We start from the raw sequence: 23,159 nt of genomic DNA, 5'->3' as shown, positions 1-23,159 counted from the left end.
AGAGCGCGAAAGGGGGCGAGCCTGGTTCCCGGGAGGCGGCAATGACGAATCCGCTGGGACGTCGGCCGGTCGTGCCGGGGATCGGTCCCGACCCCACCAGGCGGATGGTGCTTGCCTGGGCCGTGGACGAGGCGGCGCGGCGCCGGTTGCCGCTGCGGCTGGTGCACGCCCAGGGCGTTCCGACCGGGGCATACCGGTCGAGGGAGGTCCGGTGAGGCAGACGCGGAATGAGGAGGTTCCCGTGTCCGAGACTCCGCACCAGGTGAGTGACGTGATGACGCGCACGGTGGTCGCTGTCGGGCGCGATGCGCCGTTCAAGGAAATGGTCAGGACCATGGGGCAGTGGAGGGTGAGCGCCATGCCGGTCCTGGAGGGCGAGGGGCGAGTGGTCGGTGTGGTGTCCGAGGCGGATCTGCTGCCCAAGGAGGAGTTCCGGGACAGTGATCCGGACCGCTTCGAGCAGTTGCGGCGCCTCCCCGACCTGGCGAAGGCGGGGGCGGTGACGGCGGAGGAGCTGATGAGCGCCCCGGCGGTCACCGTCCACGCGGAAGCCACGCTGGCCGAGGCGGCCCGGATCATGGCCGTTCGGCGGGTGAAACGGCTTCCCGTGGTCGACAGCGAGGGGATGCTCCAGGGCATCGTCAGCCGGGGCGATCTCCTCAAAGTCTTCCTCCGGCCGGACGAGGACATCGAGGAAGAGGTTCGCCGGACGGTGATTTCCTATCTCTTCCCCGGGGCGAGCCATGCCGTACACGTGCGGGTGGACGAGGGCGTCGTCACTCTTGGCGGGCAGATCCCGAACACCGCGATGATTCCCGTGGCCGCGCGTCTCATCCGGGCGGTGGAGGGGGTGGTGGACGTCGAATGCCACTTCACCGGCGCCGGACGATCTCAGGGGGCGCGCGGCGCCTGACAACACCCCCTGGTGCACACGTGGTCAGGGCTGGATGTCGAGTGTGTGGCGGGTCGGGCGTCGTGGTGTTCTGGGGCCTGGTGGGCCGTAGCCGAGGCGCAGCACCATGTGTACGTGTCCTGCGCCGGCTACGGGGTCGCGTAGTGGCCAGCGCAGGTCGGGCCATTCGAGGGCCTGGGTGATGAAGGAGCTGGAGAGTCCTTCGAGGGTGGCGGTCAGCAGGACGCGTTCCATGGCCTGGCCGGTGCGCAGCCAGTCTTTTGGTGTGTCGTCGGGGGTGGCCAGGAGTGCCAGCTGGGGGGAGGTTTCGAAGTCGGCGCTTTCGCGGCCGGGTACGGGTTTGCCGCCGGCGAAGTCGCGTACGGGGGCTTTGCCGCCGCGTCGGCGGGGGCCGAAGGCGTACGGCGGTACGCCTTCGGCGGCGGACCGCGGGGTCTGGTCGGAGAGCTGGGTCCAGTGGGTGAGGTCCTCGGTGCTGCCCGGGTCGGTGAGGTTGCGTGCTTCGGCTTCCAGGGTCAGGTCCAGGACTGTCTGCAGGTGCCATCCGGAGGCGAAGGACAGTGAGACGCCTTCCGCCTCGGCCGCTTCCTGGAGGGTGGTGCGTACGGGCTGGGGTATTTCGGTCTCGGTGAACGGGGACCGGCTGGTGTGCCGGGTGTGGATGGCCGGGTACAGGGCGCCCAGGTTTTCTTCGTCGCCGGGCGGGCCGGTCAGTGACAGGGCGGCGAGCAGGGTGGGGTCGTGGGGGTCGGGCAGGAGCCGGGTCGTCGGTGGCCGGCCGGTGTGTGCGGCTGCGATGCGCAGGTTCATCAGGGCGGCGCCGCAGCCCAGGTGGAGGGCGCGGAGGTCGGCGTCGGAGTGCGGCAGGGTCCTCGCCAGATCCGCGGTGATGTGGAACAGGTGGTTGCCGCGGAAGTACCGGAACCGCCAGGGCTGTGCGTTGTGCATCGACGGGGCGGCCGAGGCGTCCCGCACCAGCGCCGTCACCTCCGCGTCGGAGAGCGGCCGTGCGTTCGTACGCGGTTCTGTCTGAATATGGGCGTCCGGTCCGGGGAACACGAGGGAGACCTGTCCGGTATCCGACCAGCGCACGTCGTACGGAGGTGTCCCGTCGTGGTGGTGGACGCCGACGATCTCGCCGTCGCGCCTGGTCGCACCCGTGGTGGGGCTTTCGACAATCAGGTGGTCGCCGATATGAGCACGCATCGGCATCCCCGCCTCTCCGCCGGTCTTCCTCCGTCCAGCGTTTCACGTTCGGCGGGCGATGGCATGGGCGGAAGGTCCTCGCGTGGGTACCCGATGGCTCGAGTGTCCGAAGGGAGTCGTGGACATGCAGCACAGGACGGTCGGGGAGCTCATGACCCACAACGTGGTCCGGGCGCCGCGTGAGATGCCGTTCAAGGAGATCGTGGAGCTCCTCGCGGAAAACGATGTCACCGCCGTGCCGGTCGTGGACGGCTCAGGCCACCCGGTCGGTGTGGTGTCCGAGGGAGATCTGCTGCGCAAGTCCTCCGGTCAGGCCGATCCGTCCGGCCGGGTGCCGATCCCGCACCTGGAGGCGTGGGAGCGCGCGAAGGCAGAAGGAACGAGAGCGGAGGAGCTGATGTCGGCTCCCGCGGTGTGCGCGCGCCCGGAGTGGAGCGTGGTCGAGGCGGCCCGTCTGATGGCGGTCCAGGGCGTCAAGCGGCTTCCCGTGGTCGACGAGACCGACAGGCTGCTGGGCATCATCAGCCGCGGCGACCTGCTACGGATCTTCCTGCGCCATGACGACGCGATCCGCGAGGAGATCGAGCGGGATGTGCTGGGCCGGACGATGCGCCTGGCCCCCTCGGCGGTGACGGTCGACGTGCGGGAGGGTGAGGTCACCCTGCACGGCTCGGTGGAGGCCAGGAGCCTGGTCCCGGTCATCGAGCGGCTGTGCCGGAGCGTGGACGGGGTGGTCTCGGTCACCGCACACATCGCCCACGGAACCGACGACACCCACGGGCCTGCCACCGCCACATGAGACGCGGGCGGCTGACAACGAGGCGGCTGACAATGAGCGGCTATGCGCGAGACGGAGCAACGCCATGGAGGAACAGGTCGTCACCGTGGGCCTCGACGGCTCACCGGAGAGTCTCGCCGCCGCGCGCTGGGCCGCCGGGGAGGCGGAGCGGCGGGAGCTCGCGCTGCGGCTGCTGCACGCGTGGATCCTGCTGTCCCCGCCCACGCCGGACAGTCCCTCGGCGGATGACCAGAACTACTGGGCCAAGCGGATCGTGCACGACGCGCGCATGGAGCTCAGCCGGCGCCACCCGGATCTGCCCATCGAGGAGGAACTGGTCGCGCAGGAGGCCGAGACAGCTCTGCTGGAAGCGGCGGCGCGGTCGCGGATGCTGGTGCTCGGATCGCGGGGCATGGAGCCCTTGGCGAGCTTCTTCTTCGGTGACATCAGCCTCTATGTGGTCGGCCGGGCCGAGCGGCCGGTGGTCCTGGTGCGCGCGGGTGAGCCGGAGGAGGGACGACCGCCCGGGGTCCGCGAGCGGGACGTGGTGGTCGGGCTGAGTCTGCACGGCCCTCAGGACAACCTGCTGGAATTCGCCTACGTCACCGCCTTCACCCGTGGTGTCCCGTTGCGCGCCGTCCACGGCAGGAGCCTGCCCGTCCAGGCACACGTCCCGTGGGGTGTGGACCCCGGCATCGCCAGGGACGTCGCCCAGGAGGCGCAGCGGGAGCTGGACGAGGTGCTGAGGCCGTGGCGGAAGAGGTTTCCCCGTGTGGAGGTGGTCGACGAGGTCCGGCTCGAGAGCCCGGCGCAAGCCGTCGTACGGGCGGCCGGGGGCAGCGGGCTGCTGATGATCGGCCGCCGCAGGCACCGGGCCGCCCTGGCGCCCCGGCTCGGCCCGGTGGTGCAGTCGGCCGTGCACCACGCCCGGTGTCCGGTCGCCGTGATCCCCCACGAATAACCCACGAATTACCCGCGAACGAGGTGGGCGCATGCCGGAAGCAAACCCCATGGCCTGGGAGACGATCCACAAGGATGTGGCCCCGCGCGTCCGGCCGAACCTCACCGACTACGACCGTACCCGGGCGGAGTTCACCTGGTCGCGGGCGCGTGCCGCGCTGGAAGGTCAGCCCGGCGGTGGGCTGAACATCGCCCATGAGGCGGTGGACCGGCATGCGGGCTCTGGCCGCGGCGGCAAGGTCGCGCTGCGCTGTGTGGCCCCGGACGGCACGGCCGACTCGGTCACCTACGCCGAACTGGCCGGCCGTACCTCCCGATTCGCCCATGTCCTGCGCTCGCTGGGCGTCGGCCGCGGTGACCGGGTGTTCACACTGCTGGGCCGCTGTCCTGAGCTGTACACGGCGGTGCTGGGCGCGCTGAAGAACACCAGCGTGTTGTGCCCGCTGTTCTCCGCCTTCGGCCCGGACCCGGTGGAACAGCGGCTGAGGCTCGGCGACGGCCGGGTCCTGGTGACCACGGCCGCGCTCTACCGGCGCAAGGTGGCCGAACGCCGGGCGTCCCTGGCCGGTCTTGAACATGTGCTGATCGTCGGTCCCGGCGCCGAGGACCTGCCCGGCACGCTGTCCTTCGACGGGCTGATGGCCACCGCGCCGGAGCGTTTCACCATCCCGCCGACGTCTCGGCAGGACATGGCGCTGCTGCACTTCACCAGCGGCACCACCGGCGCCCCCAAGGGCGCTGTCCACGTCCACGAGGCGGTCGTCGCCCACCACGCCACGGCCGCCTACGCGCTCGATCTGCACCCCGAGGACGTGTACTGGTGCACCGCCGACCCGGGGTGGGTGACCGGCATGTCGTACGGCGTCATCGCCCCGCTGGTGCACGGTGTGACCGTCGTCGTCGACGAGGGCGAATACGACGCCCGTCGCTGGTACCGGATCCTCGCGGAGCAGCGGGTGAGCGTGTGGTACACCGCACCCACGGCGCTGCGCATGCTGATGCGCGCCACGCCCCGGCAGGGTCCCCACGACCTGCCGGCCTCCTACGACCTGTCCCGGCTGCGGTTCATCGCCTCGGTCGGTGAGCCGCTGAACCCCGAGGCGGTGGTGTGGGGCCAGGAGGTGCTGGGACTCCCCGTCCACGACAACTGGTGGCAGACCGAAACCGGCTGCATCATGATCGCCAACTTCGCGGCCTGTGAGATCCGCCCCGGCTCGATGGGACGGCCGCTGCCGGGCATCGAGGCGGCGGTGCTCAGATGCGGGGAGGACGGCCGGGCGCGGGTCACCGACGGTCGGGTGACCGTGGAGGACCGCCCGGGGGCCGAGGGGGAGTTGGCGCTGCGGCCCGGCTGGCCGTCGATGTTCCGTGGCTATCTGCACGACAAGGAGCGGTACGAGGCCACATTCGCCGACGGGTGGTACCTCACCGGCGACCTGGTCAGCCGGGACGCCGACGGCTGGTTCTGGTTCGTGGGCCGCGCCGACGACGTCATCAAGTCGGCGGGCCATCTGATCGGGCCCTTCGAGGTGGAGAGCGCCCTCATGGAACACCCCGCGGTCGCCGAGGCCGGGGTGATCGGACGGCCGGATCCCGTCGCCGGGAACATCGTCAAGGCGTTCGTATCGCTGCGCCCCGATGTCCGGGCCACCCCGGCGCTGGAGCGTGACCTGCTCGGCTTCGCCCGCCGACGGCTCGGTCCCGCCGTCGCGCCGCGCGAGATCGCCTTCGACCAGAACCTGCCCAGGACCCGCAGTGGCAAGGTCATGCGCCGGCTGCTGCGGGCCCGCGAACTCGGCCTGCCCACCGGCGATCTGTCCACCTTGGAGGGATCCGCATGAGCCCGACCCGCGAGCCCCGTACCCGCAAGCCCACCAAGGCGGCGAAGCCCGCGAGCAGCACGCGCAAGAGGACCGACACTCCCTCCTCGCGCGGGCCGGACGCCCGGCACCGCCGCGATCTGCTGCGCGCCATGCTGCGCATCCGCCGCTTCGAGGAGCGCTGCGTCGAGCTGTACAGCGCCGCGAAGATCCGAGGATTCGTCCACCTCTACATCGGGGAGGAAGCCGTCGCTGTCGGCGTCAACGAGATGCTGACCCCGGACGACGCGGTGGTCTCCACCTACCGTGAACACGGCCACGCACTGGCGCGCGGTATTCCGGCGGAAGCCGTCATGGCCGAGATGTACGGCAGGACAACCGGATGCAGCGGAGGCCGCGGCGGATCCATGCACCTCTTTGACGCGAGCCGCCGCTTCTACGGCGGAAACGCGATCGTGGCCGGCGGGCTTCCGCTGGCCGCCGGGCTCGCGCTGGCCGACCGCATGCGCGATGCACACCGCGTCACCTGCTGCTTCTTCGGTGACGGGGCCTTCGCGGAAGGCGAGTTCCACGAGACCGCGAATCTCGCCGCGCTGTGGAACCTGCCCCTGCTGCTGGCCTGCGAGAACAACCAGTACGCCATGGGCACGGCCCTGGAACGCCACGAGGCACAGACCGACCTGGCCATGCGCGCCGCCTCGTACGGCATGGTGGCCTGGGCCGTGGACGGCATGGACGCCGAGGCCGTCGAGTCGGCCGCACGCCGGGCCACCGAGTCCATCCGCGCGGGTGCCGGACCACACTTCCTCGAACTGCGCACCTACCGCTTCCGGGCGCACTCCATGTACGACCCCGACCGTTACCGCGACAAGGCCGAGATCGAGCGGTGGAAGAGCCGGGACCCGATCGAACGGCTCACCGCCCGCATGCGTGAGCTGGGCGAGCTGGGCGACAAGGATCTGGCCGAGCTCGAACACCAGGTGGCCGACGAGGTGGAACAGGCGGTCGAAGCGGCCGAGCGGGCGCCGGAGGAGCCGGTCGAGAGCCTGTTGCGCCACGTCACGAGCGCTTCGGCGGAGGTGAGCTGATCCCATGGGCACCAGCCGGGACGACGAACGGAAGACCACCTACCGGGAAGCGCTGCGCGAGGCCATCCGCGAGGCCCTGCGCTCCGACGACCGCGTCTTCCTGATGGGCGAGGACGTCGGCCGTTACGGCGGCTGCTTCGGCGTCAGCCTCGGCCTGCTGGAGGAGTTCGGACCGGAGCGGATCCGTGACACCCCGCTGTCGGAGTCCGGCTTCGTCGGCGCGGGCATCGGCGCGGCCCTGTCCGGGATGCGGCCGATCGTCGAGATCATGACCGTGAACTTCAGCCTGCTCGCCCTCGACCAGATCCTCAACAACGCCGCCACCTTGCTGCACATGTCGGGTGGCCAGCTGCCCGTTCCCGTGGTGATCCGGATGACGACGGGCGCGGGCCGGCAGCTCGCCGCACAGCACTCGCACAGCCTCGAGGGCTGGTACGCCCACATCCCCGGCATCCGCGTGGTCGCCCCGGCGACCATCGAGGACGCCCGCTTCATGTTGGCCCCGGCGCTGGCCGACCCCGACCCGGTGCTGATCTTCGAGCACGGCAGCCTGTACAACGCCTCGGGCGAGCTCGACCCGACCGCCACGCCCGTCGATCTGGACCACGCGGCGGTCCGCAGGCCGGGCACCGACATCTCGCTGATCACCTACGGCGGTTCGCTGCCCAAAGCGCTCACGGCGGCCGACGAGCTGGCCGCCGAGGACATCAGCGCCGAGGTGGTCGACCTGCGCACACTACGGCCACTCGACGACGACACCATCACGGCCTCAGTGGCGCGGACCCATCGCGCGGTCGTCGTCGACGAGGGCTGGCGCACCGGGAGCCTGGCCGCCGAGGTGTCCGCGCGCATCGCCGAACGGTCCTTCTACGAACTGGACGCGCCCGTGGAGCGAGTGTGCAGCGCCGAAGTCCCCATGCCATACGCTCGGCGGCTGGAAGAAGCCGCGTTGCCGCAGACCGCGGATGTCGTCGCGGCGGCGCACCGGGCGGTGGACTGACCGTGGCCGAGTTCACCATGCCGTCGCTGGGTGCCGACATGGACGAGGGGAAGCTCCAGGAGTGGCTGGTGCACCCCGGCCAGCCGGTCCACCGAGGCGATCCCGTCGCCGTCGTCGAAACCGCCAAGTCCACGATCGAAGTCGAGTGCTTCGAAGCCGGGACGATGGGGCGGCTGCTCGTCGAGCCGGGAACCACGGTGCCGGTGGGCACCCCGCTCGCACTGATCGAGCCGGTGGCCGGCGCACCGGAGAAGGCCGGGAAGAAGGGTCCGCCACGGCGCAAGCCGCCGAGCCCACCGCCGGCCGGTCCCCAGCCGGTCCCCGCCGGGGTCCCGGAGTCCCTTGTCGCCCACCCACCGGACGAGCACCCCCGCCCCGAGACCGTTCCGCTGGTCCGGCGTCTGGCGCGGGAGTACGGCGTCGACTTGACCTCTCTCCACGGCTCCGGTCCCGAGGGCCGTATCACTCGCGCCGACGTCGAGCGCGCCGCCGACACCCGGCCACGGCGAGCGACGGTCACTCCGCTCGCCCGACGGCTGGCCGCGGAACTGGGCGTGGACCTCACCGCCGTGGCGGGAACCGGTAAGAACGGCGTTGTCCGCGCCGACGACGTGCGCAAGGCCGCCCCCGGCCCTGCCGCCACCCCGGTGAGCCCTCGTACGGCGCCGGCACACACGGCCGAACGCGCGGCCGATGAGCGGACGGCGGCCATGCGCCGGACCATCGGTGGCCTCATGTCCCGCTCCAAACGGGACATCCCGCACTACTACCTGTCCACGACCGTCGACATGGCATCCGCGATGGACTGGCTCCGTGAGCACAACCGGCGCAGCCCGGTGAGCGAGCGGTTGCTCCCCGCGGCCCTGCTGCTGAAGGCCTCGGCCCTGGCGGCCCGCGAGGTCCCCGAGCTCAACGGTTTCTGGACCGAGGACCACTTCACCCCGGGCGACGGAGTGCACCTGGGCGTCGCCGTGTCCCTGCGCGGCGGCGGACTCGTCGCCCCCGCCCTGCACGACGCCGACACGCTCGGCCTCACCGAGCTGATGGCCGCTCTGAAGGACCTGGTCACCCGCGCCCGCGCGGGCCGACTGCGCGGATCGGAGATCTCCGACCCCACCATCACGGTCACCAACCTCGGCGATCAGGGAGTGGAGAGCGTGCTCGGTGTGATCTACCCGCCCCAAGTGGCCCTGGCCGGGTTCGGACGGATCGTCGACCGCCCGTGTGCCGTCGACGGTCTGCTCGGCGTACGGCCCACGGTCACCGCGACCCTGTCCGCCGACCACCGGGCGACCGACGGCGCCATCGGGGCCCGCTATCTGACGGCGGTCGACCGCCTCTTGCAGCGCCCGGAGGACCTGTGAACCGCACCGAAGCAGCGGACGTCGTCAAGGAATCCCTCGCCCGGATCGTGCCCGATGCCGACCTCACCGCCCTGGGCCCGGAGGAGCCGTTCCGCGAGGCGCTTGAACTCGACTCGCTCGACTTCCTGAGATTCATCGAAACGCTCAGTGAGCGCACAGGTGTCCGCATCGACGACGCGGACACACCACGGCTCACCACGCTGTCCGGCTGCGTCGGCTTTCTCTCCTCCGGTGGCGCGTAATCCGGTGTCGTCATCCGGTGTCGGTGTCGTCATCCGGTGGCCCATGAGGGAGCGCGGCTCAGCGCCTGCGGTCGGTTTCCGGGCCGTCGGCCGCCACGCCGGCAGCCCACCGACGTCGTACGGCGTCCTCGTGCTCGGCCTGTTCCAGGGCGAGCACGACCCGGGCGAGCGACTCCTCCAGCCGGGGGATCCAATGGCGGCGCAGGGCGCGGACCCGCCGACGGGTGTGCGCCACCTCCGCCCCGACAAGCCGGGCGGCCGTTCGCGCCGCGGCATACTCCGCGCCCGCCCGCAGCGCCTCCCGGTAGGCGGCTTCCGCGTGGATCAAGGCGGTGTTGCGGGGAGTGGCCGCGTCGGGGGAGCGGTCCGGGACGTGGCAGGAGGCGAGCGACGGGTGGCGCACCCCCATCGTGGACTCCTCGCCCCAGGCGACCTCCGCGTCCCCGACACCCTCGGCCGCCGTCTCCAGGGCGCGTTCGCCGCCCAGGACGAGCCCCCGCAGAAGCCAGGTCTCCGCCTCCCGCACCGAGTCGTGCCACTCGTGCGCACGGGTCTCCTCGGACCGCAGCAGGTCCTTGTGGAGCGTTCGCAGGATGCGCAGCTTCCGCTCCAGCAGATCCGCTCCGCGCAGGGCGACGTCCAGGCTGTGCCGCAGGCGCAGACGGGCGGCGCGTGAGGGCGGAACCTCTGGTGCGGCGGTCATTCCCCCGCCCCTTCGCGTTCGCCGTCGGCCGGTTCGTCCCGCCCGCCGTGCGCGGCGAGCAGCGCCGTGGGGAGCAGGGCCAGCTCGCTTCGGGGAAGGGTGAGCAGCACCTGCCAGGCGGCGTCCAGCGTCCGGTCCAACGGGCGCGTCTCGTCGCGGCGCTGGTCCATGAAACGGTGCGAGAACGCCTCGTCGAAGTCGAGGTAGCGGCGGTCGGTCGGGCTCAGCGCATCCTGCCCCACGAGGTCCGAGAGCTCCCGGACCTGCCGTGCCCGGGAGAGCGCGGCCAGCGTCTGGGCCGCGACATCGAGGTGGTCGGGCCGGGTGCGTCCGGGGCCGGCGCCCTTGCGCATGAGGCGGGACAGCGAGGACAGGGCGTCCACCGGGGGATACACACCCAGGGCGTGCGTCTGCCGGGAGAGCACGATCTGGCCCTCGGTGATGTAGCCGGTCAGATCGGGCACCGGATGTGTGATGTCGCCCGCGGGCATGGTGAGAACGGGCAGGACCGTGACCGAGCCGCTCCGGCCCCGGATCCGTCCGCAGCGTTCGTAGAGGGAGGCCAGGTCGCTGTAGAGATAGCCCGGGTAGGCGCGGCGGGCCGGGACCTCGCCGCGGGCCGCGGAGACCTCGCGCAGTGCCTCGGCGTAGGCGGTCATGTCGGTCATCACCACCAGCACATGGTGTCCGTGGGTGAAGGCGAGGTGTTCGGCCACGGTCAGGGCGATACGAGGGGTCAGGATCCGCTCGATGACGGGGTCGTCGGCGGTGTTGAGCAGCAGGACGAGTTCTCCCGCGGCCGCGCGTTCCTCCAGGGCGTCCCGTACGAAGGAGGCGTCCGGGTGGGTCAGGCCCATCCCGGCGAACACCACGCTGAACGCGGCGCCGCCGACGGTGGACTGTGCGGCGATCTGGAGGGCCAGTTCCAGATGAGGCAGCCCGGCCACGGAGAACACCGGCAGTTTCTGCCCGCGTACCAGTGTGGTGAGCGCGTCGATGACACCGACGCCCGTGAGGACCGGATCCGACGGTGGCTCCCGCCGCACCGGGTTGATCGGGGTGCCGCCCACAGCTGCACTGGCCCGGCCGAACACGGGTGGGCCGCCGTCCACGGGCTCGCCGCGGCCGTTGCACGTACGGCCCAGCCAGCCCGTCCCGACCGGGATGCGCAGCGGTTCGCCGGCGAAGGACACCCGCATCCTGGCCGGGTCCATCCCGGAGGTGTCCTCCAGCACCTGGACCACGGCGAGTTCGCGGTCCACCTCCAGCACCAGGCCGTAGCGTCGCTCGCCCGAGTCCAAGGTGATGCGCACGAACTCGTCCCAGCCCACACCCGAGACCCCTGCCACGACGGCGAGCGGGCCGCGCAGCTCGCGCACCGCGGTGTACTCGACCTCGCTCCAGGAAGTCACCTTAGACCGTCCGGCAGTAGGGCCCGCGGCGTCGCGTGCCGATGGGCGGCTCCCCCGTAGCTCCGCACGGGAGGTGCCCCCCGCCGCACCCCGCTCGTCGCACGCAGGGGGCACCTCCCAGCGGCAGCTGGGGGAGCCGCTGCGCTCTCCTCACGGGGCACACCCATGCTTGCCCCTCGACCCTCCCCCTCGGCCCTGGCGGGCCTGGGCGGTACCCCCTCCTTCATCCGCGCTCCCTACTGCCGGACGGTCTTAGCTCCCCGAGCCGGGCCAGCATGTCCTGACGCCGCCCCCTCACCCCTTCCACATCATGCGGCCCCGCCTCCTCGGCGGCCCGGAGCACCGGGCCGAAGTCCACCGCTTCCACGGTGGCCGCCGGGACCCCCGAGTCGACGAGCTGACGGCAGCGGTCGACGGTCGCGAGCACCGCGTCGGCCAGCGCCGCGGCCTTGTCCGGCCCGCAGTACGCGTCGCTCACGGACAGCGCGCTCTGCCGCAGCACCCCTTCGCGCACCAGACGTCCGGCCAGGACGCCGACGCGCTCCCGGTCGGGCAGGGCCGTGATGCCGATCAGGTCGACGAGGTCGGCCAGCCGATCGGCCTCCGCGAGCACCGCGGCGAGCCGGGCGCGCCGGTCGGCCCAGGCGGGGTCGCCCGCCGCCGCCCGCTGGGCCGCGAGTGTCCCGGCGTCCCGTGAGAACGACCCCGCCCACGACAGCGCCGGGTAGTGGCGGGCATAGGCCAGGTCCCGGTCCAGCGACCACAGACAGCGCACGAACCGCTCGGTGTGCGCCGTGACCGGCTCGGTCAGATCGCCGCCGGGCGGGGAGACCGCCCCGATCACCGTGACCGAGCCCTGCTCGCCACCCAGCGTCACCACGGCTCCCGCACGCTCGTAGAACGCCGCGATGGCCGACGCGAGCCCCGCCGGGTAGCCCTCTTCGGCGGGCAGCGCGCCGGTGCGGGAGGCGAACTCGCGCAGCGCCTCGGCCCACCGCGAGGTGGAATCGGCGATCACGACGACATCGAGCCCCATGTCCCGGAAGTACTCGGCGACCGTGGCGCCCGTGTAGATGCTGGCCTCACGGGCCATCATCGGCATGTTCGAGGTGTTGGCGACGGTCACCGTCCGGTCGGCCAGCCGCCCGCCGGTACGCGGGTCCTCCAGCGCGGAGAGCTCGGCGATCACATCCGCCATCTCGTTGCCGCGCTCCCCGCAGCCGACGTAGACGATCACATCCGCGTCGCACCACTTGGCGATCTGCTGCAGCAGCATGGTCTTGCCCGTGCCGAATCCGCCGGGGACGGCCACGGTGCTGCCGCGGGCGACGGGGAACAGCAGGTCGATCACGCGCTGTCCGGTGTTCAGCGCCTCGCGCTCGCCACCGCGTTCGCGTACCGGACGCGGACGGCGGACCGGCCATGTGGCGCCGATCCGCACCTCGGCCCCGCCCACGACGGCCACCACCGCGTCCTGCTGGTACGTCCCCTCACCGGCGACGCGCTCCACCACGCCACCGGAGCCCGGTGGCACGAGAACCCGCAGCCGGATCGGTCCGCCGTCCCGGATCTCCCCGACCACGCCGCCCGCCTCGACATGCTCCCCTTCGCTCACCCGTGGTACGAAGGGCCAGGCGCGCTCTGCGGGCGCTTGGGCGACGCTCCCCGGATGCAGCCAGTCCCCGCTGCCGGACAGCGGCCGCAGCAGACCGTCGTACACGCCGCCGAGCAGGCCGGGGCCGAGCGACGCGGACAGCGGCGCGCCCTGGGGCCGGGCCGTGTCACCGGGGGCCAGGCCGCCGGTGTACTCGTAGGACTGCGCGGTCACCACATCGCCACTGATGGCCACCACCTCGCCAGGCAGGCGGGCCTCGCCGAGGGAGACGAGGTCGTACATGGCCGTCCCGCCGACGTACTCCAGCTCGACCAGCGGTCCGGCGACCCGCAGAATCCGGCATGAGTGCTTCGTCTCCCCGGTTGCGTTCATGCCGACCACAGCGTCTCCACTTCCGCTCCGAGCCGGTCCACCGCGCGGGCGGTGAGGGCGTCCAGGGTGTAGTCGGCACGCCGGCCCGCCAACTGGGCCACCAGGCCACCGTCAGGGGCCTCGGTGACCTCGGCGTCCGGGCCCAGGAGCTGTTGGGCGCGTTGTCGCAGCCGGTCCAGGAGGTCTGGGCGGTCTGGGCGGGCCCTCGTGTCCCACGTTTCCCGGACGCGCACGACGGCCCGGGACCGCAGCTCCTCGTAGGCCCGTCCGCGTGCGGTCAGTTCACGGGCGCGCGCCGTCCTGCGGGCGCGGGCCCGTATGTCGCGGGCGGCTGCCGCACCGTCCCGCTCGCCGGCTCGCTGGGCCTCCTCCAGGAGGGAACGTGCCGTGGCCCGCGCCTCGGCGATCAGCGCTTCGGCCTCCTGGTCCGCACGGTCCAGCAGCTCTCGGGCCTCGGCGCGGGCCGTGTGCAGCAACTCTGCGCGCACCGGCGCGAGGGCGGCCACCGCTTCGTCAGGGAGCGGCTGTCGGGGGAGTGGGCGTCGGGGGAGTGGCGGTGTCATGACGGCATCACCACAGTGAGCGGGCGGACGCCTTCCAGGGGCGCGGGGCCGAGAGCGTCGGCCGCGGCGGGCGTCAGGATCACCAGCGTGACGTCCGGCGGCAGTCTCCGCCACGCCTCGCGGACCGCGTGCGGCTCCTCGGCGGCCATGGCGGTCACTCCGGCCAGAGCCAGCCCGGCCACCCGCGTACGTTCCCCCACGGCCGCCACCCGCCCCATGATCACGCCTTTCCGATCAGGATGATCGCGACCACCAAGCCGTAGATCGCGATGCCCTCGGCGAGGCCGACGATCACCATGGCGCGGCCGAAGAGCTCGGGGCGCTCGCTGAGCGCCGCCATCGCTGCCGCCCCGGTGTAGGCGACGGCGATCGCCGCCCCGATGGACGCCCCGGCGACCGAGATCGCCGCGCCGATCAGCGCGGCGGACCCCGAGCCCGCCGTCTGGGCCGCCGCGGCCGCCGGGGCGGCGGCCTGCGCGGACCGGCCGTCGAGCGCCACCACGAGGAGCGCCAGGGCAGCCGCGAACAGCAGGGCGTTGGCGGCGAGCACCCAACGCAGGGCCGGGCGCCCACGGCGTACGGGCAACCGTCGGACGGCCGCCGCGACCACGGCGACGAGGGGAAGGGCGATGAGCCAGGCGATCACGTGGCCTCCTTGTCCGGCGCGTTCCCTTCGGGCGGAGCAGCCGCGGGTCCCACGCCGTGCAGTACGGGGAGCCGCCAGGGACGGAAGGGACGCCCTTGGGGATCGAAGACGCGGGAGAACAGCTCGTAGAACTCAAGACGCAGCGCCTGCACCCCGGCGACCAGCGCCTCCAGCGCGAACGCGAGCGCGTTGCCGACGACGAAGAGCGCCACCGCCGCGACAAGCGCCACCCCGCCCGTGCGCGCGAGCGCCGTGGTGCCCTGCCACACGATCGCACCCAGCGCGGCGTGCGTGAGCCCGAACGCCGCGAGCCGCGCGAAGGAGATGACGTTCGACCCGATGCGCAGCACTCCGTCGAAGAGCTGGACACCGACCTGGACGACCCCTCCCGGACCGCCACCGGTCGCGGCGAACAGCCCCGGGCCCGCCAGGACGAGGCCCGCGCACGCGACCGTGGCGCCCGCGAACAGGACACCGACGTCGCCCAGCCACAGTGCGCCGCCCATCGCGGCGAGGCCGAGGTAGAGCATCGCCCCGGCGACTCCGGACAGGGCGTACAGGGCGCCGGACGGCCCGCCTTCCCGCCAGCGGTTCGCGATCCCCGCGCCGTACGCCACGGCGAGCAGCACGGCGCCAAGACCGACGGCGGCGGCCAGCAGCCGCAGCGGATCGTGCAGCGGGTTCAGCCACAGCACCGGGAGAACTCCGGTCGGACCGAAGAACTCGCCGTAGGCGACGCCCGCCAGCGTGCTGGTCACCCCGGCACCGGCGACGAACGGCCACAGCCCGCGCAGCGGCTCCGCCCGGCGGGGCCGGCCGAGCCACAGCGACAGCCCGGCGAGGAGCAGCAGCGCCCCGTGCCCGGCGTCGCCGAACATCACCCCGAACATGACCACGTAGACGATGCCCGCGGGCACGCTGGGGTCCAGATCCGCGTACGGCACCGTCCCGTATGTGCGCACCAGACCCGCGAACGAGCGCCGCACCGCGCCGGTGCCGCCCAGCAGGGTCGGCGGGTCCACTCCGCGCGGCGTGCGCAGGGGCACCAGCGCGCCTCCCACCTCGGCGAGACGCTCGGCGGTCGCCGGGACAGCCGCGGCCGGACACCAGCCGGCCAGTGCCGCGGCGGCGCCGTGCCGCACCGCGCTGCCGAGGCGCTCCTCGAGCTGTGCCTCGCCCGCCAGCAGATCGGTGCGGCCCGCACGCTCCAGCGCGTCGAGATCAGGCGGCACGGCACTCAGGACGGCGCTTCCCGGCTCGGCGCGCGAGGCCCGCAGCCGACGGGCGGCGGAGCCGGGCGCGGTCTGTGGCGCGTCCAGCCCGCCGCCGACTGACTGCCGGCCTGCGGCTTCGATCTCGATACAGCCGGCCTCGGCGACCTTCACCAGGACGTCCCGCAGCGCCGCACGTGGCGCGACGATCGCCACCCGCCGCATCCGCACCGGGACCATCGGTTCATGCCGGAGCATCGAAGGCACCGATCCGCCCGCCGCCCCGCGAGGCCAGCTCCAGCGCGCCGCGCACCCGCCAGGCGTCCGCGGAGAGCACCGCCGCGGCGCCGACCACCGGTGCGCGGTCCAGTCGGGCCCCGTGCGTCAGGCCCCGTCCGCCCTCGTCGAGCCGGTGCCACCACCGCCGCTCGGCCCGCCACAGTTCCGCCGCGCTGTCGACGCCGGCCAGGGCCCAGCGGGCGGCGGGCGGCAGGTGCCGCCGGAAGTCGGGATACGACGACGCGGCCATCGCACTCGTACCGAGCAACCGACCCGCTCGCGCCGCGACCGCGCCCGGCAACGAGCGGCGGGCGACGAACGTTTCGCGGCCCACCAGCAGCGCGAGCCGCCCCGCCGCCCAGCGCGCGGCCTCCGGAACGGCCATCGCCGTGCGCACCGCGGCCGAGACCCGCATGCCGATCGCCACCGCCACCGGGGTGGCGGCTCCCGGATCGCCCCAGGCGGACGAGGCCAGCGCGGCCCGCAGTTCCTGGGGCGAGCGGGTGCGGGCCAGCCGGGGCCAGGCGGTCGCCAGTGTGCCCAGCCGGTACGGCGGCGGGAGCGGCCCGCCGTCCGTCAACGTGTCCGTAAACGTGTTCGGCAACGTGTCCGTCAACGTGCGCAGATGGTCCTCCGTATTGGCGATCTCGAAGCCGCAGGCGAGCAGCCGGAGGGCGGTCACACCGCTTGGCGGCTGCCAGCCGGCCAGCACCCGCAGATGCCACACCAGGGTTTCGCCCACCGCCCGCTGAGCGTCGGCCAAAGACGCCTCGGACGGCAGATCGTGCCCATAGGGAGAAGCGCTCAGGTACCGCACGGCCGCGTCCAGACCCGGAGCCGAGGCCACCTCCTCGGCTCGTTCCGCACCGAGAGCGCGGGAGAGCATGGCCTTGGCCCGCGTCACCCCCGCCACCCATCCGGCGCCCATCAGGGACCTCGCTCCGGCGGCCCTGAGTCCGGCACGTCAGGCGACGTCCTCCTGCTCGCGCTCCGGTTGCTGGGCGTCCGGGGCGTCGCGGGTGTTTCGATGTCTTCGATCACCAGCCGCGCCACCCGGTCCAGGAGCCCCGGCATCCGCGCCTGGGCCCGGGAACGCATCTCGGCCTCGTTCCGCTCCGCGGTGGCGAGAAACTCCGCCGCCTCGGCCTCCGCGGCGCGGCGGCCCCGGGCCGCGGACTTTGCCCGCACCTCGTCGGCGCGCGCCCGTGCCCGCCCCACGATCGTGTCGGCCTGCCGCTCGGCCTCCCGCCGTCTGTCCGCCGCCACGCGGGCGGCCTCTTCACGGATGCGCCGCGCCTCGGCCTCGACCTCCTCCAGCAGGGACAGCGGCGGTGTCAGCTCGGCGGTCAGCTCGGCGGCGCGGTCCGCCGGGACACCTCCGGGCGCCGCCCGGCCCGGCGAGCCCACCGGACGGAACCGCAGCAGGAAATCCCGGAATCCGGCCACGAGCTCTCCCCATGGTCATGGTTTGCGGCCCCTTGACCCAAGTGTCCGCAGTCGGAGCGTCCCTGTCGCGCTGGACTGGACCGTCCACGGGCCCTGCCCCGGCGACGTGGCCGCCCGACACGCCACCTGGACCGCCGCACTCCTCGCGGTTCCGCTCCCCGCCACGGACCACCACCACCGGACACACGGCACGCGCCGCCACCGCCAGGCTGACCGACCCGAGGAGCGAACCGGCGAGCCGGCCTCTGCCCTGGGACCTCGTGACCACGGCGTACGCCTCACGGCTCTCCGCCGGCAGGGCCGTCACGGTGTCTTCGGCCAGCGCTTCACCGCAGGCCTTCACGTCCGGGTTGCGCAGCGTCACGCGTTCCACGGCGGACGCGGCGATGAGTTCGGCCAGGATCTCCCTGGAGGGGCCCATGTGGATGGGCGGACCGGACCTCGGGCGGGGAACGGTCGGCCCTGGCCCTCTTGGCCGTGCGGTGGTGTTATGGAAGTGGCACCGAGGGCGAGAACAGACACGGAGAAGCGGCGTGAAGTCGCGCACCGTGCAATCCGGGCCCACGAGAAGCGGGCAGCCCTCGGCGCCGTCGGCGCCGTATGCCACCTTCCACGCTCGCCCCTTCCGCGCTCGCGGGGCCTTCTCACCCTTTGACGACACCGAGGGGGATCAGCCGGGCGACGATTCTGGCGAGCCCGGCGCCTTCGGTGGCGGCGGCCACCGCGTCGACGTCCTTGTACGCGGCGGGGGCCTCCTCGGCCAGCCCGCGCCATGAGGACGGTCGGACGGCGACGCCCCGGGATTCCAGCTCGTCGCGGAGCTGTTGGCCACGGACCTGGCGCAGCGCTTGGTGGCGGCTCCACACACGTCCCGCGCCGTGGCAGGCGGACGCGAACGCGTCGTTTTCCGGGGTGCCGACCATGACGTATGAGGCGGTGCCCATGGTGCCGGGCACCAGGACGGGGTGTCCGGTTTCGGCGAGGTCTTCCGGCAGACAGGGACGGCCGGGAGGGAGGGCCAGGGTGGCGCCTTTGCGGTGGACACACAGTCGGCGCGGTACACCTCCTACCTCGTGGATTTCGATCTTGGCCATGTTGTGTGAGACGTCGTACACCAGGTCAAGACCCACCCCGACAGTCGAGGTGAATGACCGGCGCGCGGCCTCGGTGAGCAGTTGCCGATTGGCGCGTGCGTAGTTGGCCCCGGCCGCCATCGCGCCGAGGTAGGCCTGGCCGGGCGGCGATGCCACGGGCGCGCACGCCAGCTGGCGATCCGGGAGGTCAACGGCACGGGCGTAGGGCGACCGGTCCATGACGCGGACGTGGTCGGCACACACCTGGTGTCCCAGACCGCGTGAGCCGCAGTGGATCATCACGCACACCTGAGCGGCCCGCAGGCCGAAAGCGGCCGCCGCCCGGGGGTCGTACACTCGGTCCACGGCCTGTACCTCAAGGAAGTGGTTGCCCGAGCCCAGGCTGCCCACCTGGAGCAGCCCCCGGTCCACGGCCCGCTGCCCGACCTGCGACGGGTCGGCACCGGCCAGGCTCCCGTGGTCCTCGCAGCGCACCAGGTCGCGGGCTGTGCCGTGGCCACGTTCCACGGCGTACCCGGCGCCATGGGCGAGGAGCTTCTCCATCTCCGCGCGGCCGGACAACTTCCACAGGCCGCCGCGTCCCGCACCGCGCGGAATGATGTCGCCGAGTACGTCCATCAGTCTCCGCAAGCGAGGGGCCAGCTCCGCACGCTCGATGTCGGCGGCCAACAGCCGGACACCGCAGGAGATGTCGAACCCCACCCCTCCCGGCGAGACCACGCCCCCGGCATCGATGTCCGTGGCGGCGACCCCGCCGATCGGGAAGCCGTAACCCCAGTGCACATCGGGCATGGCGAAGGAGGCGCGGACGATGCCGGGCAGCATCGCCACGTTCACCACCTGCTCCAGCGCCCTGTCCCCGGCCGCCTGCGGCAGCAGCTCTCGGCTGGCGAAGACGATCCCGGGAACTCTCATCCGGTCCTGCTGGTCGATGCGGAAGCGAAACGGGCTCTCCTCCGTCATCGTGATGTCCATGTCCGTCATCCTCGTTGGGGTCGGGGTCCCTCCGCCGAGCCTCGATCGTGCTGGGCTTACACGTCGAGTGTCACCGAACACCGCCAGCCGTCCGGCCCGCGACCGCATTCCAGGCCGTGGAGAGTGACCGCTTTCGGCGCGGCACCCGTCGTCGGGAGCGACCTGGTGTCCGCCATGTGCAGGCGGGCCCGCACACCGCCCGGGACGGCGGTCAGTTCCATGTCGACCGGGATCTCGTCCGCAGTGTCGAGCCAGTAGACGACCTCTTCCAACAGGGCCGCCAACAGGTCCTCGTCCATGTTCGCCCGCACCACGACATCCCGGTTGCGGACACCTGTCGCGCCCGTCAGGTCCAGGAACGACGTGCAGACCCCTCGTACCGCCTGCGCCAGGCACTCCTCCCGGGTCGGGGCCCAGGCCTCCACCCGGAGGTCCGCGGTGTGGGGAACACTACGGTGCCCACCGCGCCGCATGGCATCGTGCGGCCGCATCCGGCTCACCCTTCTGATGCGCGAGTGCTCCGTATTCCCATCATGGCGTGCCGGGAATGGGATGTGCTGGGAACCGAACCAGGTTCACAATCGAAGCATACGGCGCAGTGCGAGGGTGAGTTCGTCGAGCTTCTCCTCGGCGCGGACCGGGTCCGCCCGGGTGGCGGCAGTGACGCAGTGGCGTATGTGGTCGTCCAGGAGGCTGAGGGCGACTTGCTGCAGGGCGTGGGTTATGGCGCTGATCTGGGTGAGTACGTCGATGCAGTACCGGTCGTCGGCGACCATGCGGGTGATGCCGCGGGTCTGGCCTTCGATCTTGTGGAGCCGGTCCAGGTGGTCGGGCTTGTGGTCGGTGTATCCGGGCGGTGCCGGTTCCCGGGTGGCGTGGTGGGCGGTGGTCATCGCGGTGGGTCTCCTTCTCGGGTGCGGCTCGCGGTCTGATGGCGGTGCGCGGTTAACTCCTCGTGAGGCTCGATGAGGGCGGGTGTGGTGGGTGGCGGCGGGGTGGTGTGCCAGTGGCGTAGGCGGTTGGAGTTGGTGACGACTGACAGGGAGGAGAGGGCCATGGCGGCGGCGGCGATGACGGGGCTGAGACGGATGCCCCACAGGGGGTAGAGGGCGCCGGCGGCGACGGGGACGCCGATGGCGTTGTAGATCAGGGCGAAGAACAGGTTCTGGCGGATGTTGCGCATGGTGGCCCGGGAGAGCCGGATGGCGGTGACGACGCCGCTGAGGGAGCCGGAGATGAGGGTGATGTCGGCGGCTTCGATGGCGACGTCGGTGCCGGTGCCGATGGCGAGTCCGACGTCGGCGGCGGCCAGGGCGGGGGCGTCGTTGATGCCGTCGCCGACCATGCCGACCGTACGTCCCTCGCCCTGAAGGCGGCGGATCTCGTCCGCCTTGTGCTCGGGCAGCACCTCGGCCAGCACCCGGGCCACGCCGACCTGGCGGGCGATGGCCTGGGCGGTGCGGGCGTTGTCGCCGGTGATGACGAGGACGTCCAGGCCGAGCCGCTGCAGGGCGGTGATGGCGGTGGCGGAGTCGTTCTTGAGGGTGTCGGCGACGGCGAGCACCCCGGCGGGTGCTCCGTCGACGGCGGCGAGTACGGGGGTCTTGCCCTGGGCCGACAGGTCGGCCGCGACGCGGTCGAGCGCACCGGTGTCGATGTGGGCGTCGCGGAGCAGGCGGGCGGTGCCGACCAGGATGGTGTGGCCGTCGGCGGTGGCGCGGACGCCTTTGCCGGTGACCGAGTCGAAGGCGTCGGCTGTCGGGAGGTCCAGGCCCCGCTGCCGGGCGCCGATCACGATCGCGGTGGCGAGGGGGTGTTCGCTCATCTCCTCGGTGGCCGCCACGAGCGCCAGCAGTTCCCGCTCGCCGTAGCCGTCGGTTGGGTGCACATCGGTGAGTACGGGCTTGCCCGCGGTGACGGTGCCGGTCTTGTCCAGCACGATGGTGTCGAGTTTGTGGGCGGTCTCCAATGCCTCGGCTGAGCGGATGAGGATGCCCGCCTGTGCGCCTTTGCCGGTGCCGACCATGACCGACAGGGGGGTGGCCAGGCCCAGCGCGCAGGGGCAGGCGATGATCAGTACGGCGACGGCGGAGACCAGGGCGAGGGTCAGGGCCGGGGGTGGGCCGAGGGTGAACCAGGTAGCGAAGGCGGCGACCGCGATGGCGATCACGGCGGGGACGAAGTAGGCGGAGACGGCGTCGGCGAGCCGCTGGATCGGGGCTTTGGACGCCTGGGCCTGCTGAACCAGGCGGATGATCTGGGCCAGCATGGTGTCGGCGCCGACGTTGGCCGCGCGCATCCGCAAGGATCCGGTGCCGTTGACGGTGGCGCCGATGACGGTGTCCCCGGGGTGTTTGGTGACCGGCATCGGTTCGCCGGTGACCATGGATTCGTCCACCGCCGAGGAGCCGGCCAGGACGTCGCCGTCGACCGGCACCTTCTCCCCTGGGCGGATCAGCAGCTCGTCACCGACCGCGACGGTGTCGACCGGGATCTCGACCGGGGTGCCGTCGCGTATCACACGGGCGGTGCGGGCTTGCAGCCCGAGGAGGGCCCGGATGGCCTCGCCGGTGCCTGCCTTGGCCCGGGCCTCCAGCACCCGGCCCAGCAGGATCAGGGTGAGGATCACCCCGACCGCCTCGTAATACACCGCGCGGACTCCGGCCGGGAACCAGCTGGGGGCGAGGGTGACCAGCAGGCTGTAGCCGTAGGCGGCCGTGGTGCCCAGGGTGATCAGGGAGTTCATGTCGGCCGAGCGGTGCCACAGGGCCAGCCAGCCGGTGGTGTGGATCGGACGGCCGGTGTAGAACATCACGGGCGTGATCAACGCCAGCTGGAGCCAGTGGTTCAGCATCCATCCCGGCACCCACGTAGCGCCGAACAGTTCATGCGCCATGACCGCGACGAGAACCGGCAGCGTCAGCACCGCACCCACCGTGACCCGCCGGGTCAGGTCCGCGATCTCCCCACGCCGCTCGGCGGCCTCCGCCGCCTCCGTGTCCGCCGCGCTCTCGCCCTCCGGTGGCGAGCCGCCCGGCCTGGCTGTGGTGGGCGGAGCCTGGCCGGCGTCAGGGGAGGTCTGCCTGCCCGGGGGTGCGGCCGGGTCGACCAGCAGCGTTCCGTGGATCATGTTCATACCGCACGCGAACCCGAAGGACCCGGCATTCTCGGGCCTCAGCCGCACGGTGGTGCGCGCGTGGGCGGGCAGGCTCGCACTGACCCGCAGGTCGGGGAAGACCACCCGTGCGGTGCACTCCCCGGACTCCCGCCGGTCGAAGACCAGCTCCACCGGCATGCCCTGGCGCACCCGGATGACGTTCGGGCGGTAGCCGCCGCGCACCGTGATGCCGACGCGCTGCACCCCACCCTCGAGGGTTGCCGAGCGGACCCGGCGCGGCCCGAAGAAGTACCAGCCCAGCCCGGCGATCAGGACAACGGCGGCGGCGATGACCACGAGATCCAGGGCGTTCAT

23 protein-coding genes and 1 pseudogene are annotated in these 23,159 nt (G+C 72.4%); 9 read left to right on the top strand and 15 right to left on the bottom strand.

Annotated elements, in window-relative coordinates:
- The first annotated feature begins 41 nt into the window (after positions 1 to 41).
- Both ACH4U7_RS21825 and ACH4U7_RS21820 read left to right on the top strand, forming a co-directional pair.
- Positions 42 to 215 carry a hypothetical protein gene (locus tag ACH4U7_RS21825; protein WP_398529526.1) on the top strand — a complete coding sequence of 58 codons (174 nt, stop codon included), beginning with the start codon at positions 42 to 44 and terminating at the stop codon, positions 213 to 215.
- A 26-nt stretch (positions 216 to 241) separates the two neighbouring features.
- Complete coding sequence (locus ACH4U7_RS21820; RefSeq protein WP_398529525.1) at positions 242 to 913, top strand: CBS domain-containing protein; 672 nt, start codon at positions 242 to 244, stop codon at positions 911 to 913.
- A 24-nt stretch (positions 914 to 937) separates the two neighbouring features.
- On the opposite strand, the gene ACH4U7_RS21815 is transcribed toward ACH4U7_RS21820, so the two are convergent.
- Positions 938 to 2,125, bottom strand: a complete 1,188-nt coding sequence (locus tag ACH4U7_RS21815; protein ID WP_398529524.1) for an Acg family FMN-binding oxidoreductase — start codon at positions 2,123 to 2,125, stop codon at positions 938 to 940.
- Positions 2,126 to 2,243: 118 nt separating this feature from the next.
- On the opposite strand from ACH4U7_RS21815, the gene ACH4U7_RS21810 reads away from it, so the two are divergent.
- The 7 genes from ACH4U7_RS21810 (at position 2,244) to ACH4U7_RS21780 (ending at position 9,371) form a co-directional block, all read left to right on the top strand.
- The gene (locus tag ACH4U7_RS21810; RefSeq protein ID WP_398529523.1) at positions 2,244 to 2,918 is read left to right on the top strand and encodes a CBS domain-containing protein; all 675 of its coding nucleotides are present in this window, start codon (positions 2,244 to 2,246) and stop codon (positions 2,916 to 2,918) included.
- A gap of 64 nt (positions 2,919 to 2,982) precedes the next feature.
- Positions 2,983 to 3,858 carry a universal stress protein gene (locus ACH4U7_RS21805; RefSeq protein ID WP_398529522.1) on the top strand — a complete coding sequence of 292 codons (876 nt, stop codon included), beginning with the start codon at positions 2,983 to 2,985 and terminating at the stop codon, positions 3,856 to 3,858.
- 49 nt (positions 3,859 to 3,907) lie between these two features.
- The gene (acsA, locus tag ACH4U7_RS21800) at positions 3,908 to 5,698 is read left to right on the top strand and encodes an acetate--CoA ligase (RefSeq protein WP_398529806.1); all 1,791 of its coding nucleotides are present in this window, start codon (positions 3,908 to 3,910) and stop codon (positions 5,696 to 5,698) included.
- Complete coding sequence (gene pdhA / locus ACH4U7_RS21795; RefSeq protein WP_398529521.1) at positions 5,695 to 6,765, top strand: pyruvate dehydrogenase (acetyl-transferring) E1 component subunit alpha; 1,071 nt, start codon at positions 5,695 to 5,697, stop codon at positions 6,763 to 6,765. Before acsA ends, pdhA begins: the two co-directional genes overlap by 4 nt.
- 4 nt (positions 6,766 to 6,769) lie before the next feature.
- The gene (locus ACH4U7_RS21790) at positions 6,770 to 7,765 is read left to right on the top strand and encodes an alpha-ketoacid dehydrogenase subunit beta (protein ID WP_398529520.1); all 996 of its coding nucleotides are present in this window, start codon (positions 6,770 to 6,772) and stop codon (positions 7,763 to 7,765) included.
- A gap of 2 nt (positions 7,766 to 7,767) precedes the next feature.
- Positions 7,768 to 9,129, top strand: a complete 1,362-nt coding sequence (locus ACH4U7_RS21785; protein ID WP_398529519.1) for a 2-oxo acid dehydrogenase subunit E2 — start codon at positions 7,768 to 7,770, stop codon at positions 9,127 to 9,129.
- Positions 9,126 to 9,371: an acyl carrier protein gene (locus ACH4U7_RS21780; RefSeq protein ID WP_179285506.1), complete on the top strand. Its 246-nt coding sequence runs from the start codon at positions 9,126 to 9,128 to the stop codon at positions 9,369 to 9,371. The genes ACH4U7_RS21785 and ACH4U7_RS21780 overlap by 4 nt, the downstream gene beginning before the upstream one ends.
- Before the next feature lie 58 nt (positions 9,372 to 9,429).
- On the opposite strand, the gene ACH4U7_RS21775 is transcribed toward ACH4U7_RS21780, so the two are convergent.
- The 14 genes and pseudogenes from ACH4U7_RS21775 to ACH4U7_RS21710 form a co-directional block, all read right to left on the bottom strand.
- On the bottom strand, positions 9,430 to 10,074 hold the full coding sequence (locus tag ACH4U7_RS21775) for a V-type ATP synthase subunit D (RefSeq protein ID WP_398529518.1): 645 nt from the start codon (positions 10,072 to 10,074) through the stop codon (positions 9,430 to 9,432).
- On the bottom strand, positions 10,071 to 11,486 hold the full coding sequence (locus tag ACH4U7_RS21770; protein WP_398529517.1) for a V-type ATP synthase subunit B: 1,416 nt from the start codon (positions 11,484 to 11,486) through the stop codon (positions 10,071 to 10,073). Before ACH4U7_RS21770 ends, ACH4U7_RS21775 begins: the two co-directional genes overlap by 4 nt.
- Positions 11,487 to 11,709: 223 nt before the next feature.
- Positions 11,710 to 13,473: a V-type ATP synthase subunit A gene (locus ACH4U7_RS21765; RefSeq protein ID WP_398529516.1), complete on the bottom strand. Its 1,764-nt coding sequence runs from the start codon at positions 13,471 to 13,473 to the stop codon at positions 11,710 to 11,712.
- Positions 13,470 to 13,961, bottom strand: coding sequence for a hypothetical protein (locus tag ACH4U7_RS21760; protein WP_398529515.1), 492 nt, complete (start codon positions 13,959 to 13,961; stop codon positions 13,470 to 13,472). The genes ACH4U7_RS21765 and ACH4U7_RS21760 overlap by 4 nt, the downstream gene beginning before the upstream one ends.
- Positions 13,962 to 14,032: 71 nt before the next feature.
- Positions 14,033 to 14,236: a hypothetical protein gene (locus ACH4U7_RS21755; RefSeq protein WP_398529514.1), complete on the bottom strand. Its 204-nt coding sequence runs from the start codon at positions 14,234 to 14,236 to the stop codon at positions 14,033 to 14,035.
- Between the two features lie 20 nt (positions 14,237 to 14,256).
- Positions 14,257 to 14,682, bottom strand: coding sequence for an ATP synthase subunit C (locus tag ACH4U7_RS21750; protein WP_398529513.1), 426 nt, complete (start codon positions 14,680 to 14,682; stop codon positions 14,257 to 14,259).
- A complete protein-coding gene (locus ACH4U7_RS21745; RefSeq protein ID WP_398529512.1) occupies positions 14,679 to 16,151 on the bottom strand; it encodes a V-type ATPase 116kDa subunit family protein in 1,473 nt (490 codons plus the stop codon). Before ACH4U7_RS21745 ends, ACH4U7_RS21750 begins: the two co-directional genes overlap by 4 nt.
- Positions 16,138 to 17,100, bottom strand: coding sequence for a V-type ATPase subunit (locus ACH4U7_RS21740; protein ID WP_398529511.1), 963 nt, complete (start codon positions 17,098 to 17,100; stop codon positions 16,138 to 16,140). Before ACH4U7_RS21740 ends, ACH4U7_RS21745 begins: the two co-directional genes overlap by 14 nt.
- The gene (locus tag ACH4U7_RS21735; RefSeq protein WP_398529827.1) at positions 17,100 to 17,618 is read right to left on the bottom strand and encodes a hypothetical protein; all 519 of its coding nucleotides are present in this window, start codon (positions 17,616 to 17,618) and stop codon (positions 17,100 to 17,102) included. Before ACH4U7_RS21735 ends, ACH4U7_RS21740 begins: the two co-directional genes overlap by 1 nt.
- Before the next feature lie 175 nt (positions 17,619 to 17,793).
- Positions 17,794 to 18,039: pseudogene (locus ACH4U7_RS21730) on the bottom strand (universal stress protein); the annotation flags it as partial.
- A gap of 223 nt (positions 18,040 to 18,262) precedes the next feature.
- The gene (locus ACH4U7_RS21725) at positions 18,263 to 19,687 is read right to left on the bottom strand and encodes an RtcB family protein (RefSeq protein ID WP_398529510.1); all 1,425 of its coding nucleotides are present in this window, start codon (positions 19,685 to 19,687) and stop codon (positions 18,263 to 18,265) included.
- A 56-nt stretch (positions 19,688 to 19,743) separates the two neighbouring features.
- The gene (locus tag ACH4U7_RS21720) at positions 19,744 to 20,178 is read right to left on the bottom strand and encodes an archease (protein ID WP_398529509.1); all 435 of its coding nucleotides are present in this window, start codon (positions 20,176 to 20,178) and stop codon (positions 19,744 to 19,746) included.
- 84 nt (positions 20,179 to 20,262) lie between these two features.
- Positions 20,263 to 20,580: a metal-sensitive transcriptional regulator gene (locus ACH4U7_RS21715; RefSeq protein ID WP_398529508.1), complete on the bottom strand. Its 318-nt coding sequence runs from the start codon at positions 20,578 to 20,580 to the stop codon at positions 20,263 to 20,265.
- Positions 20,577 to 23,159 (bottom strand): heavy metal translocating P-type ATPase, encoded by a 2,583-nt coding sequence (locus ACH4U7_RS21710; protein ID WP_398529507.1) that lies wholly within the window; start codon positions 23,157 to 23,159, stop codon positions 20,577 to 20,579. Before ACH4U7_RS21710 ends, ACH4U7_RS21715 begins: the two co-directional genes overlap by 4 nt.

The sequence above is a fragment of the Streptomyces sp. NPDC020845 genome, assembly GCF_044334165.1.
GTDB lineage: Bacteria > Actinomycetota > Actinomycetes > Streptomycetales > Streptomycetaceae > Streptomyces.
Note: the sequence above shows the minus strand (reverse complement) of the source record. Positions and strands in the feature narration are given on the sequence as shown.

Coding starts and splice junctions, on each gene's coding strand:
- ACH4U7_RS21710 (WP_398529507.1), bottom strand. CDS start 23,159: ATGAACGCCCTGGATCTCGTGGTCATCGCCGCCGCCGTTGTCCTGATC.
- ACH4U7_RS21715 (WP_398529508.1), bottom strand. CDS start 20,580: ATGACCACCGCCCACCACGCCACCCGGGAACCGGCACCGCCCGGATAC.
- ACH4U7_RS21765 (WP_398529516.1), bottom strand. CDS start 13,473: ATGAACGCAACCGGGGAGACGAAGCACTCATGCCGGATTCTGCGGGTC.
- ACH4U7_RS21805 (WP_398529522.1), top strand. CDS start 2,983: ATGGAGGAACAGGTCGTCACCGTGGGCCTCGACGGCTCACCGGAGAGT.
- ACH4U7_RS21790 (WP_398529520.1), top strand. CDS start 6,770: ATGGGCACCAGCCGGGACGACGAACGGAAGACCACCTACCGGGAAGCG.
- ACH4U7_RS21740 (WP_398529511.1), bottom strand. CDS start 17,100: ATGGGCGCCGGATGGGTGGCGGGGGTGACGCGGGCCAAGGCCATGCTC.
- ACH4U7_RS21720 (WP_398529509.1), bottom strand. CDS start 20,178: ATGCGGCCGCACGATGCCATGCGGCGCGGTGGGCACCGTAGTGTTCCC.
- ACH4U7_RS21825 (WP_398529526.1), top strand. CDS start 42: ATGACGAATCCGCTGGGACGTCGGCCGGTCGTGCCGGGGATCGGTCCC.
- pdhA (WP_398529521.1), top strand. CDS start 5,695: ATGAGCCCGACCCGCGAGCCCCGTACCCGCAAGCCCACCAAGGCGGCG.
- ACH4U7_RS21745 (WP_398529512.1), bottom strand. CDS start 16,151: ATGCTCCGGCATGAACCGATGGTCCCGGTGCGGATGCGGCGGGTGGCG.
- ACH4U7_RS21775 (WP_398529518.1), bottom strand. CDS start 10,074: ATGACCGCCGCACCAGAGGTTCCGCCCTCACGCGCCGCCCGTCTGCGC.
- acsA (WP_398529806.1), top strand. CDS start 3,908: ATGGCCTGGGAGACGATCCACAAGGATGTGGCCCCGCGCGTCCGGCCG.
- ACH4U7_RS21810 (WP_398529523.1), top strand. CDS start 2,244: ATGCAGCACAGGACGGTCGGGGAGCTCATGACCCACAACGTGGTCCGG.
- ACH4U7_RS21725 (WP_398529510.1), bottom strand. CDS start 19,687: ATGGACATCACGATGACGGAGGAGAGCCCGTTTCGCTTCCGCATCGAC.
- ACH4U7_RS21815 (WP_398529524.1), bottom strand. CDS start 2,125: ATGCCGATGCGTGCTCATATCGGCGACCACCTGATTGTCGAAAGCCCC.